This is a genomic window from Streptomyces sp. 3MP-14 (assembly GCF_006334905.2).
Classification (GTDB): Bacteria; Actinomycetota; Actinomycetes; order Streptomycetales; family Streptomycetaceae; genus Streptomyces; species Streptomyces triticirhizae.
Genome location: NZ_VDLZ02000002.1, coordinates 167,224 through 181,897 on the forward strand (window position 1 = coordinate 167,224; position 14,674 = coordinate 181,897).

The following is a 14,674-nucleotide window of genomic DNA, read 5'->3' on the forward strand; positions in this document are numbered from 1 at the left end:
GCTCGGGCCTCACGCGCCGTGGCCGGCGAGGTGGCGCCGCACCGCCGTGGCGATCGCCCCGGCGTCGATGCCGGCCGCCCGCAGCTGCTCGTCCGGCTTGGCCGAACCCGGCAGCGAGTCCACCGCCAGCCGCAGCAGCCGGGGCACCGGGCGGCCGTCGGTGAACGCGTCCAGCACCGCGTCGCCGAGGCCGCCGGCGTGCCGGTGGTCCTCCACGGTCAGCAGGCAGCCCGTCTGCTCGGCCGCCTCCCGCAGCGTCGCCGCGTCCACCGGCTTCACCGAGTACAGGTCGACCACCCGCACCGGCACGCCCTCCTCGCCCAACTCGTCGGCCGCGCGCAGCGCCTCGTGCACCGTCACCCCGGCGGCCACCACCGTCAGCCGGTCGCCGGGCGAGGAGCGCAGCACCTTGCTGCCGCCGACGGGGAAGCGCTCCTCCGGCGGGTAGATCACCGGGTCGGCGCCGCGCGAGGTGCGCAGATAGCGCAGCCCACTCGTCTCCTCGGCCATCTCGGCGACCAGCTGGGCGGCCTGGTTGGCGTCGCACGGGTAGAGCACCGTCGAGTCGTGGAGCGCCCGGAACATGGCCAGGTCCTCCAGGCCCATCTGCGACGGCCCGTCCTCGCCGATCGCCACCCCGGCGTGCGAGCCCGCGAGGCACAGCCCGACCCGGCTCACCGTCGCCATCCGCAGGAAGTCGTGCGCCCTGGTGAAGAACGCGGCGAACGTCGAGGCGAACGGCAGCCAGCCGCGCACCGCCATCCCGACCGCCGTCGCCACCAGCTCCTGCTCGGCGATGTAGCACTCGAAGAACCGGTCCGGGTGCTGCTTGGCGAAGAACTCCGAACGCGTCGAGTCGCTGACCTCGCCGTCCAGTGCCACCACCTCGGGCCGCGCCGCGCCCAGCGCCGCCAGCGCCTCGCCGTAGGCGTTCCGCGTCGCGACCTTCTCGCCCACCGCGTAGCGCGGCAGTTCGGGCTGCGGCCCGCCCGGGGAGCGCGGGACCGTCGTCGCCTCCGGGCGGCGCACCTCGACCCGCAGGTCGCGCGGCCCGCCCAACTCCTCGACGGCCTCCGCCTCGTCGGGCACCGGCTTGCCGTGCATCCCCTCCCGGTCCTGCACCGCAGCGACGCCGCGTCCCTTCATGGTGCGCGCCAGGATCGCGGTCGGCCGGTCGGTGACGCCCGCCGCCTCGGTGTAGGCCGCGTCGATCGCCGCCGGGTCGTGCCCGTCGACCTCGATGGTGTGCCAGTCGAACGCGGCGATCCGCCGCCGGTAGGCGTCCAGGTCCCACTCGTGCCGGGTCGGGCCGCGCTGACCCAGCCGGTTGATGTCGAGGATCGCGGTCAGGCTGGACAGCCGCTCGTAGCCCGCGTGTTCGAACGCCTCCCAGACCGAGCCCTCGGCCAGCTCGCTGTCGCCGCTGAGCACCCACACCCGGGACTCCGCCTCCTGGAGCCGCTGGCCGGCCAGCGCGACGCCGGCCCCGATGGGCAGCCCCTGACCCAGCGAGCCGGTCGCCACGTCCACCCACGGCAGCCGAGGCGTCGGGTGGCCCTCCAGCCGGCTGCCCAGGGTGCGGAACGTCAGCAGCTCCTCGTCGCTGATCGCGCCAGCCGCCTTGAACGCGGCGTACAGCAGCGGCGAGGCATGGCCCTTGGAGAGGATCAGCCGGTCGTTGCCCGGGTGGTCGGGCCAGTCGAAGTCGTAGCGCAGATGCCGCGCCAGCAGCACGGCCATCAGGTCGGCCGCCGACATCGACGAGGTCGCGTGCCCCGAGCCGGCCGTCGAGGTGGCGCGCACCGCGTCCACCCGGAGCTGCTGACCCAACTCGGCCAGGTACTGGTCTGCGGATGTCATCTGCCCTTGCCTCCCGGATGCGCGCGGCCGGCTCTGCGGTTGGTGCCTCGCGGCGGTTGGTTCCTCCCGGCGCGCTCGCGCCGTGTTCGCGCCCTGTTCGCGCTGGGGGCGCCCGGGCCCGCGCGAGCGCCCGGGCGTCCGCGCCCCCGGGTACCCGCGCGCGGCTGGTCCTAACGAGCGGGTCCTGACGAGTGGGTCCTGACGAGACCGTCGCGCGCGGACCCCGGGGGTGACCCGTTGATTCACCCCGGCGTGCGCGGGCCGCCGCCGGGGATGTCGCCGGGCGGCCGGTGCCCGCCGTCGGGCACGCCGTCCCGGTACGACCACCGCAGCACCGCGCCCAGGCCGCCCGCCGGCAGCCCGTCCCGCGCCACGAACGGCGGCTCCTCCGGCACCGGGCCCGCCACCACGACCACCTCCGCGTCGGTGGCCGCCGCCGAGCGCAGCAGCGCGTCGTCGGCGCGCGCCGCCACCGGGTCGGGCTCGCCCAGATACGTCGACTCCGAGCGGCGCGCGGCCAGTTGGTCAGGACCCGCGCCCACCCAGACGTCCCGGGCCAGGTCGGACCCGTCCAGCCGGACCAGCAGCGTGTCGATCCGGTGCTCCCGCGCCGCCTCCAGCAGCGCCGGAACGCCCTCGACCGCCTCGACGCCGCGCTCGTCGGTCTCCACCCGACCGGCCAGGAAACGGTCGTACATCTCGGCCGCGCGCCGCTCCCGCAACCCGGCCCTGACCTCGTCGATCCGCTCGTCCAGCCGGTCCTCCCTGGCGCCGGCCCCGCGACCGCCGAACTCGCTCTCCACGGTCACGGCGCGCAGCGGCTCGGGCAGCCGCTCCGCGACGGCGGCCCGCTCGAACGGGTCGCCAGCCAGCACCAGCAGCTCCGCGCCGGTGTCGGCGGCGTCCTCGGCGAGGTTCTCGGCGATCAGCCGGGCGTTCTCCTCCCAGGTGTTCTCCACGGCCAGCGTGAAGTGCCGCTCGGACCAGTCGGCCCGCCGGGTGCGGTGGATCGGCCAGTCCCGGCCGTCGACCTCGTCCAGCGGACGCGGCCGGCCATGCGTGCCGCGCAGCTGGATGTCGGCGCCCTCCCGGTCCACGAACGCGACCAGGGTGGGCGGCCGCCGCTCCCCGAAGTCCAGCATCGGGCCCAGCCGGGGCAGCGGCGCCCACTCGGTCATCGGCGGCGAGGGCGGCGGCTCGGTCAGCGGGACGTCGAGCACCACCCGGCCCCCGGTGGCGAAGAGCGCGTGCCCGACCTCCTCGCGGCCGAGCCCGGCGCACGCCTCGCGCACCGCCCGACAGGTCGCGGCGTCGGCGCCCTGCGCGGCGAGCTGGTCGCCGGCCGCCCGGGCCTGGAGTTCCAGTTGCTCCTCCGCGTCCGCCGCGATCTGGGAGGTGTTGTAGTACACCGAGGCCCAGGGGCCGGGCTCGTGGAGCAGGGGGGTGAGAAATCCGAGATTCATGACGCCCTCCGGCGCGGTTCTGCGGTGGCTCGGGCGGCGGCCCGGCTCGGGCGGCGGCCCGACTCAGGCGGCGACCCGGCCGAACTCGCGCAGCATCGCCTCGTTGAAGTACGGCAGGTCGTCCGGCCCGCGGCTGGTCACCAGCGGGCCCGGCTCGGCCCGGCAGACCTGGACCGGCTCGTCCACCCAGTGGGCGCCGGCGTTGATCAGGTCGGTCGTCAGGCTCGGCCAGGAGGTCAGGGTCCGGTCGCGGACCACATCGGCCTCGATGAGCGTCCACGGCGCGTGACAGATCGCCGCCACCGGCTTGTCCGCGTCGAAGAACGCCCGTGCGAACGCCACCGCGCGGGGGTCGGTGCGCAGCGCGTCCGGGTTGGCGACGCCGCCCGGCAGCACCAGGGCGTCGAACTCCTCGGGCGAGGTGTCCACCACGGTGCCGTCCACCGGGAAGGTGTCGCCCCGGTCGAGGTGGTTGAACGCCCGCACCTCGCCGGCGCTGGTGGAGATCAGCTGCGGGGTCTCGCCGGTCGCGGCCACCGCACGCCACGGCTCGGTCAGCTCCACCTGCTCGACGCCCTCCGGTGCGGTGAGAAACGCGATTCGCATGGTCTGGTCCACCGTTCCTGTCGCTGGTCTGGCGCGTGGGTCCTGGCGCCCCGCCCGGGGCCGACCCGCGCACCGAGTAACCGGCGCGACGCACCGGAAAACCCCGCCCCGCCGCATTCCTCGCCCGGCCCTTCCGCGGCCCCGCGACGCCCCGCATCGGACACCCACCGCGTCAACCCCACCCACCCCAAGCCCTCCCGAAGGGGTGGTCTCTCGGGCGGAACGGTCTATTCCGGTCGCCGGCTCGGTAGCTTCCCCGCAGCGCGGCGGCGGGCCCCCTCCGCCGCGCCCCGTTCACCGACAGCCGTCGTTCACCCGCGTCCGAGGTCCCGGAGAGCCGATGCCCCCTTCGTCCGAGCCGTCCACCGCCACCACGTCCGAGACAGCCGTGTCCGAGACAGCCACGTCGGCCCGGGTGCCGACCCAGAGCCCGACGCCCGAGGCCGAATCCCTCCCGCTGCGCCAGAGCACCGAGATCCAGGGCGACATCCTGGCCGGCTTCAAGAAGGACCACGTCCACCTGCTGCTGCTGGCCTTCGGCGAGCGGGACCAGGCCAGGGAGTGGCTGGACCGGCTGCGCCACCGGGTGGCCACCACCCGCGAAGTGGCCGATTTCAACCGCCAGTTCAGCCGCGCTCGGCGGGCCCGCGCCGGCGTCGACCCGGAGCGGCACCACGCCATCTGGCGCTCGGTGAGCCTCACCCACGCCGGCCTGACCGAGCTGATCGGCGGCGCCCCCTACACCGACGTGCCGAGGGGCACCACCCAGGAGGCGTTCTTCCAGGGTCCGGCCCGGCGGGCCGAGCGGCTCGGCGACACCGACGCCAGCGCCCCCGAGCACTGGCTCTTCGGCGCCGTGGGGCAGCCCGCCGTGCACGCGGTGCTCACCCTGGCCGCCGACCGGCCCGAGGACCTGGCGCGCGCGCTGGCGGAGGAGCGCGACGAGGCCGGGGACTCGGGGCTGACGGTGGTCTTCGAACAGCCGGCCGGCACCCTCGCCGGCAGCCTGCGCGGCCGGGAGCACTTCGGCTTCAAGGACGGCATCAGCCAGCCGGGCGTGCGGGACTTCGACGAGCCCGACCCGGACGACCCCGAGCACCAGCTGGGCAAGCCGGGCACCCGCATCGTCCCGGCCGGCGAGTTCCTCGTCGGCCACGAGAAGGACCACCGGCTGCCCGACTGGCTGCCCGAGTGGATGCGCGACGGCTCCTTCCACGTGGTGCGCCGCCTCGCCCAGGACGTGCCCGGCTGGTGGGCCCAGATGGCCGACCTGGTCGCCGATTTGAAGCAGCGGAACGCCGTCCCGCCGGGCGCCACCAGCGAGTGGCTGGCCGCCCGGCTGATGGGCCGCTGGCGCTCCGGCGCCCCGCTGACCAAGTACCCCGACGCCGACCCGCACCCGGACCCGGAGACCGAGGCGGACAACGACATCCTCTACGGCGACGACCAGCTCGGCCGCGCCGTCCCGCTCTGCGCCCACCTGCGCAAGACCAACCCGCGCGACGGCCTGCTGGCCCGCGTCACCGACCCCGAACCCGTCCCGCTCAAGGGCGCGTTGGACGGCCGCCGCATCATCCGCAGGGGCGTCCCCTACGGCGAGCGCTTCGACCCGACCGGCGGCGCGGAGAACGGTCCCGACGCGCCGCGCGGCCTGGTCTTCGTCGCCTACCAGGGCGATCTGGTGGCCCAGTTCGAGTTCGTTCAGCGCTCCTGGGTCGACGCCGAGGCGTTCCCCGAGCGCGAGGTCCAGGTCGGCCGGGACGCGGTGATCGGGCGCGGCTCGCAGGCGTCCTTCCCGGTGCACGGCTCGCCGGACGCCCATGTCCCGCTGACGCTGCGGCAGTTCGTGCGCACCGAGGGCGCGCTCTACGCGTTCACGCCCTCGCTGACCGCGCTGCGGCTGCTGGCCGCCGGCGAGATCCCGCCGGGCGGGCCGCCGCCCGAGGACCGGGTGCTGGCCGCGCCCATGGTGCTGCGCAGGGGCGAGGTGATCAGCTCGGGGAAGGCCAGGCTGCGCTTCGAGGACGACGGGGACCTCAGGGTCCGCGACGACCGGGAGGAGGTCACCTGGCAGGCCGGCTACACCGGGGGCCGCTCGGGCCGCGCCGAGTTCTGGGAGGACGGCCGGCTGGCCCTGGTCGACGCCGACGGCGCGGCGGTCTGGGCCACGCCGACCGAGGGGAACGAGGGCGCCGTCCTGGTGGTGGGCGCCGACGGGGACGTGGCCGTGCGGGCGGCCGACGGCGGGGTGCTGTGGCGCACCGACACCGCACACTGAACCGACACCGCGCGCTGAACCGGCGCCGGGCCCGGGGCGCCGCCGCCCCGGGCCCGGCCGGCTCAGCCCCGGCGGGGCGTCAGCGCGCGCAGCGGACCGTCCAACTCCCGCTGGTAGAAGTCGAGGAACGCGTCCGGGTCGGGCCCGGCGTTCATCAGCACCAGCTGGTCAAAGCCGGCGTCCACGAAGGGCTGGGCGACGGCGAGGTAGCGCTCGACGTCGGCCCCGCAGGCGAACTGCTCGCGGATGTCGCTCTCCCGGACGGTGGTGGTGGCGGCCTCGAAGTTGACCGGATTCGGCAGCTCGCTCATCACCTTCCAGCCGGTCACCGCCCACCGGTTGGTGGTCAACGCGGCCCGCACCGCCTCCTGTTCGTCGGCCGCGTAGGCCACCGACATCTCCACGAACCGGGGGCCGTCGCCGCCCGCCTCCCGGTAGGCGTCCACCAGGTCGGCCCTGGGCTCGGTGGCGAAGAGCGCGGTGCCCAGCTCGGCCGCGATCCGGGCGGCGTCCGCGCCGCCGGCCGCCACTGCCAGCAGCGGCGGGGTGGGCGGCAGGTCGAAGACCCGGGCGTCCTCAAGTCGCAGGTGCTGCCCCTCGTAGGAGCGGTAGCCGCCCTGCCAGAGCAGCTGGATGATCTCCAGCGCCTCGCGCAGGAGTTGCTGCCGCACCCGCACCGAGTCGGGGAACTCAAGGCCCACCACGTGCTCGTTGAGCCGCTCGCCCGAGCCGACGCCGAGCGTGAAGCGGCCCTCGGAGAGCAGCGCCAGGGTCGCGGCGGCCTGCGCGATGACCGCCGGGTGGTAGCGCACGGTCGGGCAGGTCACGCCGGTGGCCAGGCCGATCCGCTCGGTCCTGGCGGCGATGGTGCCGAGCACCGCCCAGGCGAAGGGGGAGTGGCCCTGCACGTCGAGCCAGGGGTGGTAGTGGTCGCTGATCTCCACGAAGTCGAAGCCGGCGCGCTCGGCGAGGACCGCCTGCCGCACCAGCTCGGCCGGGCCGAACGCCTCGGCGGCCAGTTTGTAACCAATTCGCATACCGCTCCCTGGGCCTGGCGTATCCGTCCCCCTCGCTGGCACGCTGCCAGCGAGGGTGGCCGGCGCCGCGTTGGCAGGGCCGCCCCTCGGAGAGGAGTCCGTCGGATGGCCGACTCGTGGATACCGCGATGGTTACGTGACCATGATGCGACTCGTCCAGGTCAGGGATGGTGCAACGTTTTCTCTGTTCACCCCTTGAACGCATGACGGTCGTTGAGGCCCCGTCAAAAGAATTCGGCGCGACGTATTGACGTCACTCGACCCAGACGATTAACTCCCACGCAACATCGCCGGAACCGGTTCCGGAACCGGTGTCGGCGCTGCCGCCGAATGCCCGCGGCAGCCCCAGCTCAGCGTGCCGAGGAGCCTGCCCCATGCGTGTCACCATCGCCGATGTCGCCCGTAACGCGGCGGTCAGCAAGACCACCGTCTCGCGCGTGCTCAACGGCAAGGGCGAGGTCGACTCCGAGACGGCGGAACGGGTCCGCACCGTGATCGCCGAACTGGGGTATGTCCCCTCCTCCCGCGCCGTCGGCCTGGCCAGGGGGAACAGCCGCACCCTGGCCATGCTCGTGCCCTCGCTCACCTGGCCCTGGGTCGGCGAGGTGCTCCAGGGCGCGGCCGACACCCTGGAGGCCTCCGGCTACGGACTGCTGCTGTTCACCTGCAACCGGGGTGAGGAGTCGATGGCGCAGTTCACCAGCCAGGTCTCGGCCAGGGCCTTCGACGGGGTGCTGGTGATAGAGCCGGAGAACACCCGGGGTTCGATCGCGGCGCTCCACCACCAGGGGCTGCCGCTGGTCCTGGTCGACGATCGCGGCCAGGGCGCCGAGTTCCCCTCCGTCGCGACCACCAACCGCGAGGGCGGCGCGTCGGCGGCCCACCACCTGTTGACCTCGGGGCGCCGCGCGCCGCTGGTGGTCACCGGGCCGACCCAGTTCGGCTGCGTCCAGGACCGCCTGCACGGCTTCGCCGAGGTGCTCGCCGAACACGGCGCCGCCCAGCCCGAATCCCGGGTCTTCGAGGGGGACTTCACCGTCCGCTGCGGCCAGAGCGTGATCGAGTACGCGCTGGCCGAGCGGCTGCCCTTCGACTCCGTCTTCTGCCACAACGACCTCAGCGCCACCGGCGTGCTCCACGCGCTGCGCGCCGCCGGCCGCCGGGTGCCCGACGACGTCGCCGTCATCGGCTTCGACGACATCCCCATCGCCGCGTACACCGAGCCCTCGCTGACCACCGTCCGCCAGCCCATGCAGGCCATGGGCGAGGCGGCGGCCCGGCGGATGCTCAACCACCTCAGCGGTGCCACCACGTTGGAGCCGGACGCCGTCGTGTTGCCCACCGAACTGGTCATCCGGTCCTCGGCGCCGGGCTGACCGTCCCCCCCAGCTCGTCATCCTTATTCACAACCATGAATGATCACCCTGGGAGCAAATCCGTGAGAGTCCAATCACGATCCCGCAGAACCCTTGCTGTGGCGACGGGCGTTGTGCTGTCCCTCTCGCTGTTGGGCGCGTGTTCCGACGCCAACAGCAACCGGAACAACAACGGCGGCGACAGCGGCGGCGACGGCGTCCTGACCGTGGGGATGCCCAACGGCCCGCAGGCCAACAACAGCAACCCGCTGCTGGAGACCTCGGCCAGCGCCTCGCTCGGCTACCGCGCCATGATCTACGAACCGCTGGTGATGACCAACGGCATCGCCCCCGAGGAGGAGGGCAAGCCCTGGCTCGCCGAACAGTGGTCCTGGAACGAGGACTTCACCCAGCTGGAGCTGACCGTCCGTGAGGGCCCGACCTGGTCCGACGGCGAGGAGTTCACCGCCGAGGACGTCGCCTTCACCTTCCAGCTGCTGAAGGACCACGCCGGCCTCAACGCGGGCGCGATCCCCTTCGAGGAGATCACGCAGGAGGGCAACACGGTCACCGTGACCTTCTCGTCCTCCCAGTTTGTCAACCAGGTCAAGATCTACCAGACCTACATCGTTCCCGAGCACATATGGTCACAGGTCGACAACCCGGAGACCTACGAGGACCAGGAGCCCATCGGGACCGGCCCCTACACCCTGAAGACCTTCACGCCGCAGACCATCACCCTGACCCGGCGCGACGAGTACTGGCAGGACCTGCCGCAGGTCGAGGAGCTGCGCTACACCGGCTACAACGACAACAACGCGGCCACCACGGCGCTGGCCAACGGCGAGCTGGAGTGGTCCTACGTCTTCATCCCGAACTTCGAGGACGTCTACCTCTCCCACGACCCGGACAACTTCAACCTCTGGTTCCCCACCGGCCTGGGCATTCACGGCCTGTGGATCAACACCGAGCGCGAGCCGTTCGACGACGTGGTGCTGCGCCAGGCGATGAACATGGTCATCGACCGCCAGGCCATCCACGAGCAGGGCCACGCCGGCGCGTTCCCCGTCGTGGAGAGCCCCACCGGCCTGCCGCTGCCGGCCGGCGAGTCCTTCCTCGCGCCGGAGTACCAGGGCGTGGTGCAGGAGCGTGACGTCGAGGGCGCCCGCGCCCTGCTGGAGGAGAACGGCTACACCTTCGAGGGCGACGCGCTGCTGACGCCCGAGGGCGAGCCGGTCACCATGTCGCTGATCGACCCGGCCGGCTGGTCGGACTACCTGACCTCGCTGTCGGTGATCTCCGACAACCTGGCCGAGATCGGCATCGAGGCGTCCGTCGAGACCGCGACCGTCGACGGCTGGCGCAACTCGGTCGACGCCGGCGGCTTCGACGCCACCCTGCACTGGACCAACGGTGGCGCCACCCCGTACGACACCTACCAGCACGTGATGGACGACGCGCTGCTCCAGCCGATCGGCGAGGCGTCCCCCGGCGGCAACTTCGGGCGCTTCGACTCCCCGGAGGCCGGCGAGGCGCTGCGGGAGTACGCCAACGCGACCGACGACGAGGCCCGCGCCGAGGCGATGAACGAGCTTCAGCGGATCTTCGTCGAGCAGGTCCCGATGATCCCGACCGTCGCGTCCCCCGTCGGCGCCGAGTACAGCACCCAGAACTGGGTCGGCTGGCCGTCGGAGGAGGACCCCTACGCGCCGCCGCAGCCGACCCAGCGGAACGCCCTGGAGGTCGTGCTCAACCTGGAACCGGCCGACGGCTGACGCCCGCCAGCAACGAGGCCACCTAGCCCGCCCGCCCCCGCCGCACATCCACCCCCACGCCCCAGGCGGCGGGGGCGGGCGCTCTCGCCGACGTACGACAGGAAAAACACACCGTCATGGCCAAGACTCCCGACCCACCCGGCACAGCGACCAACAGCCCGCCCACCGTTGGCGACGTGGTCCTTGAGGCGCGCGCCATCAGCAAGCACTTCGCCGTTCGCCGCACGCTGCGCAACTTCGCCGACCGCAACCGCCCGGTCGTGCACGCGGTGGACGACGTCTCCCTCAAGCTCCGCCGTGGCTCCGTCACCGCCGTGGTGGGCGAATCCGGCTCGGGCAAGTCCACCATCGCCCGGCTCCTGGCGCAGCTGTACCCGACCACCTCGGGGCAGCTGCTGCTGCACGGCAAGCCCACCAAGGTGGGCCAGGGCCGCGCCTTCCGCGCCTACTGTCGCCAGGTCCAGCTGATATTCCAGGACCCGTTCGGCTCGTTGAACCCCACGCACACCGTGCGGTACCACCTCACCCGCGCGCTGCGCATCCACAACCGCGCCGGGCGCACCGCCAAGGACCTGGAGCAGGCCCTCGCCCAGCTGCTGGAGCGGGTCCACCTCACCCCGCCCGAGCGGTATCTCGACTCCTTCCCGCACGAGTTGTCCGGCGGCCAGCGGCAGCGGGTCGCCATCGCCCGCGCCATGGCCGCCGACCCGTCCGTGCTCCTGGCCGACGAGCCCGTCTCGATGCTGGACGTCTCGATCCGGCTCGGCATCCTCAACCTGCTGCGCGACCTCAAGGAACGCCTCAACCTCGCCATCCTCTACATCACCCACGACATCGCCTCGGCCCGGTACTTCGCCGACGAGACGCTGGTGATGTACGCCGGCCGGATGGTCGAGGGCGGCGACAGCGAGACCGTCACCCAGCGGCCCGCCCACCCCTACACCCAGCTGCTCACCTCGTCGGCGCCCGACCCGGACCGGATCGTCGCCGACCACCAGGCCGCCACCACGGTCGACCCGGCCGGCGGCGAGGTCGTCGTCGAGGAGGAGGAGAGCGAGACGGCCGGCGAGCCGCCGAGCCTGATCTCCCCGCCGAGCGGCTGCCGCTTCCACCCGCGCTGCCCCAAGGCGATGGAGCGCTGCCGCACCCAGGTGCCGCCCCGCTTCGACCTGGCCGACGGCCAGTGGGCCGCCTGCTGGCTGTACGCCGAGGACGCCCCCGCGCGGTCCGCGCCCCAGGAGGCGTCGGCGTGAGGTATCTGATCCAGCGGCTCGGCTTCTACCTCTTCACCGCCTGGGCCGCCATCACCATCAACTTCTTCATCCCCCGGCTGATGCCGGGCGACCCCGTCGCGGCGCTGATCACCCGCTACTCCGGCCAGTTGGACAGCAAGGCGATCGACTCGCTGCGGACCCTGTTCGGCCTGGACAACCAGGAGTCCGTCTGGCAGCAGTACCTCGACTACTGGGGCAACCTGTTCCAGGGCGACCTGGGCACCTCGTTCACCTACTTCCCGACCGGCGTCTCCGAGATCATCAGCCAGAGCATCCCGTGGACCCTGGGCCTGATGGGCCTGACCACCCTGCTCAGCTTCCTGCTGGGCACCGCGATCGGCGTCTACGCCGGCTGGAAGCGCGGCTCCTGGGTGGACAACATGCTGCCGGTCACCACGTTTCTCTCGGCCATCCCGTACTTCTGGCTCGGCCTGATCGCCATCGCCGTCTTCGCCGTGCAGTGGTCGGTCTTCCCGGCCTCCGGCGGCTACGACAACAGCCTGGTGCCGGCGTTCGACTGGCCGTTCATCTCCAGCACCATCTACCACGGCACCCTGCCGGCCATCACCATCGTGGTCAGCGCCATCGCCGGCTGGATTCTGGGGATGCGGAACATGATGGTGTCCGTCTCGGCCGAGGACTACGTGCTGGTCGCCCAGGCCAAGGGCCTGCCCGAGCGGCGCGTGATGTTCTCCTACGCCGCCAGGAACGCGATCCTGCCGAGCATCTCCAACTTCGCGCTCTCGCTGGGCTTCATCGTCGGCGGCACCCTGCTGGTGGAGATGGTCTTCTCCTATCCCGGTATCGGCTTCGTGCTCTTCCAGGGCGTCGGCGCCAAGGACTACCCGTTGATGCAGGGCGTCTTCCTGATCATCACCCTCGCGGTGCTGGCCGCGAACCTGGTGGCCGACCTCATCTACCTGCTGCTCGACCCGCGAACCCGAAGGGAGGCGTGACGGTCATGGCGCTCCAGGCATCCGAGTCGGCCGTCGTCGCCGCGGCCGACACCGACGCGTCGGCCCCGCGCCGCGACAAGCTGCGCTTCCTGCGCAACGGCAAGACCCTCGTCGGCCTGTCCATCCTCGGCTTCTTCGTGCTGCTCGCCATCTTCGGCGACATGCTCGCGCCCTACGACCCGTCGGCGCGCGGCCCGAACATCATGGCCTCGCCGTCCTGGGACCACCCCTTCGGCACCACCCAGACCGGGCAGGACATCTTCTCGCAGATCCTGGTCGGCACCAGGGGCGTGCTGGTGGTGGGCTTCGTCGCCGCCGTACTGGCCACCGTGCTGGGCGTGTTGATCGGGGTGACCGCCGGCTATCTGGGCGGCTTCGGCGACGACGCGCTCTCCTCGCTCAGCAACATCTTCCTGGTCATCCCCGGGCTGCCGCTGATCATCATCATCACCAGCTTCCTGCCCGAGACCAACGACCTGACGATAGCGGCCGTGATCGGCCTGACCTCGTGGGCCTGGGGCGCGCGGGTGCTGCGGGCGCAGACGCTCTCGCTGCGCAACCGGGACTACGTCCAGGCCGCCCGCGCCACCGGCGAGTCCACCTGGCGGATCATCGTCTTCGAGCTGCTGCCCAACCTGACCCCGGTGATCGCGACCGGCTTCATCGGCACGGTCATCTTCGCGGTGCTCTCCAACATCACCCTGGCGTTCATAGGGATCGCCGACATCTCCGAGTGGAACTGGGGCACGGTGCTGTTCTGGGCGCAGAACAACCAGGCGCTGGCCCAGGACGCCTGGTGGTGGTTCGTTCCCGCCGGGCTGTGCATCGCGCTGCTGGGCACCTCGCTGGCGCTGATCAACTATGGCATCGACGAGTTCATCAACCCGAGGCTGCGCAACGAGAAGGCGGACCGCACCGTCACGATGCGCGTCGGCTTCACGCCCGTGCTGCGGGACCACCCGGGCGTCCCGGCGAACGCGGCCAACGCCGGCCCGCTGGCCAAGGTGCCGGCACCGGCCCCGCCGCCGCGCAGCGCGCCGCAGGGCACCATCCGGAAGGACGACCAGGCATGAGCAGCACCCCACCCGTCCTGGAGATCTCCGGACTGAACGTCAACTACGGGCTGGGCGAGAAGGCCGTGCACGCCGTGCGCGACATCAACCTCACCCTGCACCGGGGCGAGGTCCTGGGACTGGCCGGCGAGTCGGGCTCCGGCAAGTCGACGCTGGCCTACGCCGTCACCCGGCTGCTGTCCCCGCCCGGCGTGATCACCGGCGGCGAGGTCCGCTACCACCCCCGGCAGGGCACCGACATCGACATCCTGTCGCTGGACTCCGAGCAGCTGCGGGCCTTCCGCTGGTCCGAGATCTCGCTGGTCTTCCAGGGCGCGATGAACTCCCTCAACCCGGTGCACACGGTGCGCTCCCAGCTCACCGACGTGCTCAAGGCGCACCGGCCCGACATGACCTCGGCCCAACGGCAGGAGCGGGCCGCCTCGTTGCTGTCGCTGGTCGGCATCTCGGCCGACCGGCTGGCCAGCTATCCGCACCAGCTCTCGGGCGGGATGCGGCAGCGGGTCATGATCGCCATGGCGCTCGCCCTGGACCCCGAGATCGTGATCCTGGACGAGCCGACCACCGCGCTGGACGTGGTGATGCAGCGCCAGATCCTCAAGCAGCTGTCCCGGCTCCGCAACGAGCTGGACTTCTCGGTCGTCTTCATCACCCACGACATCTCGCTGCTGATCGAGTTCTCCGACCGGATCGCGATCATGTACGGGGGCCGGATCGTCGAGGAGGCGGCGGCCAAGGAGATCTACCAGACCGCCCACCACCCCTACAGCCACGGCCTGTTGCACTCCTTCCCCGCGCTGCACGGGCCGCGCAGGGAACTCACCGGCATCCCGGGATCGCCGCCCGACCTCACGGCGATGCCCCCGGGCTGCGCCTTCCACCCGCGCTGTCCCAAGGCGTTCGAGCCCTGCGACCAGCGAGTGCCCGCGCTGGAACCGGTCCCGGGCGACGGCTCACGGACCGTCGCCTGCTGGCTGCACGCCGACCACTGACAGGA

General features: G+C 72.4%; 11 protein-coding genes. 7 read left to right on the plus strand and 4 right to left on the minus strand.

Annotation, left to right across the window (positions count from 1 at the left end):
- Nucleotides 1-9: 9 nt before the first annotated feature.
- The 3 genes from FH609_RS03180 to FH609_RS03190 form a co-directional block, all read right to left on the minus strand.
- On the minus strand, nucleotides 10-1,860 hold the full coding sequence (locus FH609_RS03180) for a transketolase (protein WP_139673653.1): 1,851 nt from the start codon (nucleotides 1,858-1,860) through the stop codon (nucleotides 10-12).
- 242 nt (nucleotides 1,861-2,102) lie between these two features.
- The gene (locus FH609_RS03185) at nucleotides 2,103-3,323 is read right to left on the minus strand and encodes a Vms1/Ankzf1 family peptidyl-tRNA hydrolase (RefSeq protein ID WP_139673656.1); all 1,221 of its coding nucleotides are present in this window, start codon (nucleotides 3,321-3,323) and stop codon (nucleotides 2,103-2,105) included.
- A 63-nt stretch (nucleotides 3,324-3,386) separates the two neighbouring features.
- Complete coding sequence (locus FH609_RS03190; protein WP_139673659.1) at nucleotides 3,387-3,929, minus strand: type 1 glutamine amidotransferase domain-containing protein; 543 nt, start codon at nucleotides 3,927-3,929, stop codon at nucleotides 3,387-3,389.
- A gap of 388 nt (nucleotides 3,930-4,317) precedes the next feature.
- Here FH609_RS03190 and FH609_RS03195 point away from each other — a divergent pair, with 388 nt between their 5' ends.
- Complete coding sequence (locus FH609_RS03195) at nucleotides 4,318-6,207, plus strand: Dyp-type peroxidase (protein ID WP_226961362.1); 1,890 nt, start codon at nucleotides 4,318-4,320, stop codon at nucleotides 6,205-6,207.
- A gap of 62 nt (nucleotides 6,208-6,269) precedes the next feature.
- On the opposite strand, the gene FH609_RS03200 is transcribed toward FH609_RS03195, so the two are convergent.
- Nucleotides 6,270-7,244: a TIGR03557 family F420-dependent LLM class oxidoreductase gene (locus tag FH609_RS03200; RefSeq protein ID WP_139673663.1), complete on the minus strand. Its 975-nt coding sequence runs from the start codon at nucleotides 7,242-7,244 to the stop codon at nucleotides 6,270-6,272.
- Nucleotides 7,245-7,618: 374 nt separating this feature from the next.
- Between FH609_RS03200 and FH609_RS03205 the strand changes: the two genes are divergently transcribed.
- From FH609_RS03205 to FH609_RS03230, 6 genes are all read left to right on the plus strand, one after another.
- Nucleotides 7,619-8,620, plus strand: coding sequence for a LacI family DNA-binding transcriptional regulator (locus FH609_RS03205; protein ID WP_139673666.1), 1,002 nt, complete (start codon nucleotides 7,619-7,621; stop codon nucleotides 8,618-8,620).
- A 35-nt stretch (nucleotides 8,621-8,655) separates the two neighbouring features.
- Entirely contained in the window at nucleotides 8,656-10,374 is a 1,719-nt protein-coding gene (locus FH609_RS03210) for an ABC transporter substrate-binding protein (RefSeq protein WP_139673669.1), read from the plus strand.
- A 116-nt stretch (nucleotides 10,375-10,490) separates the two neighbouring features.
- Entirely contained in the window at nucleotides 10,491-11,627 is a 1,137-nt protein-coding gene (locus tag FH609_RS03215; protein WP_139673671.1) for an ABC transporter ATP-binding protein, read from the plus strand.
- Nucleotides 11,624-12,604, plus strand: coding sequence for an ABC transporter permease (locus FH609_RS03220; protein ID WP_139673674.1), 981 nt, complete (start codon nucleotides 11,624-11,626; stop codon nucleotides 12,602-12,604). Before FH609_RS03215 ends, FH609_RS03220 begins: the two co-directional genes overlap by 4 nt.
- 5 nt (nucleotides 12,605-12,609) lie before the next feature.
- Nucleotides 12,610-13,677: an ABC transporter permease gene (locus FH609_RS03225; protein WP_139673677.1), complete on the plus strand. Its 1,068-nt coding sequence runs from the start codon at nucleotides 12,610-12,612 to the stop codon at nucleotides 13,675-13,677.
- Nucleotides 13,674-14,669: an ABC transporter ATP-binding protein gene (locus tag FH609_RS03230; RefSeq protein ID WP_139673680.1), complete on the plus strand. Its 996-nt coding sequence runs from the start codon at nucleotides 13,674-13,676 to the stop codon at nucleotides 14,667-14,669. The genes FH609_RS03225 and FH609_RS03230 overlap by 4 nt, the downstream gene beginning before the upstream one ends.
- The last annotated feature ends 5 nt before the right edge of the window (nucleotides 14,670-14,674 follow it).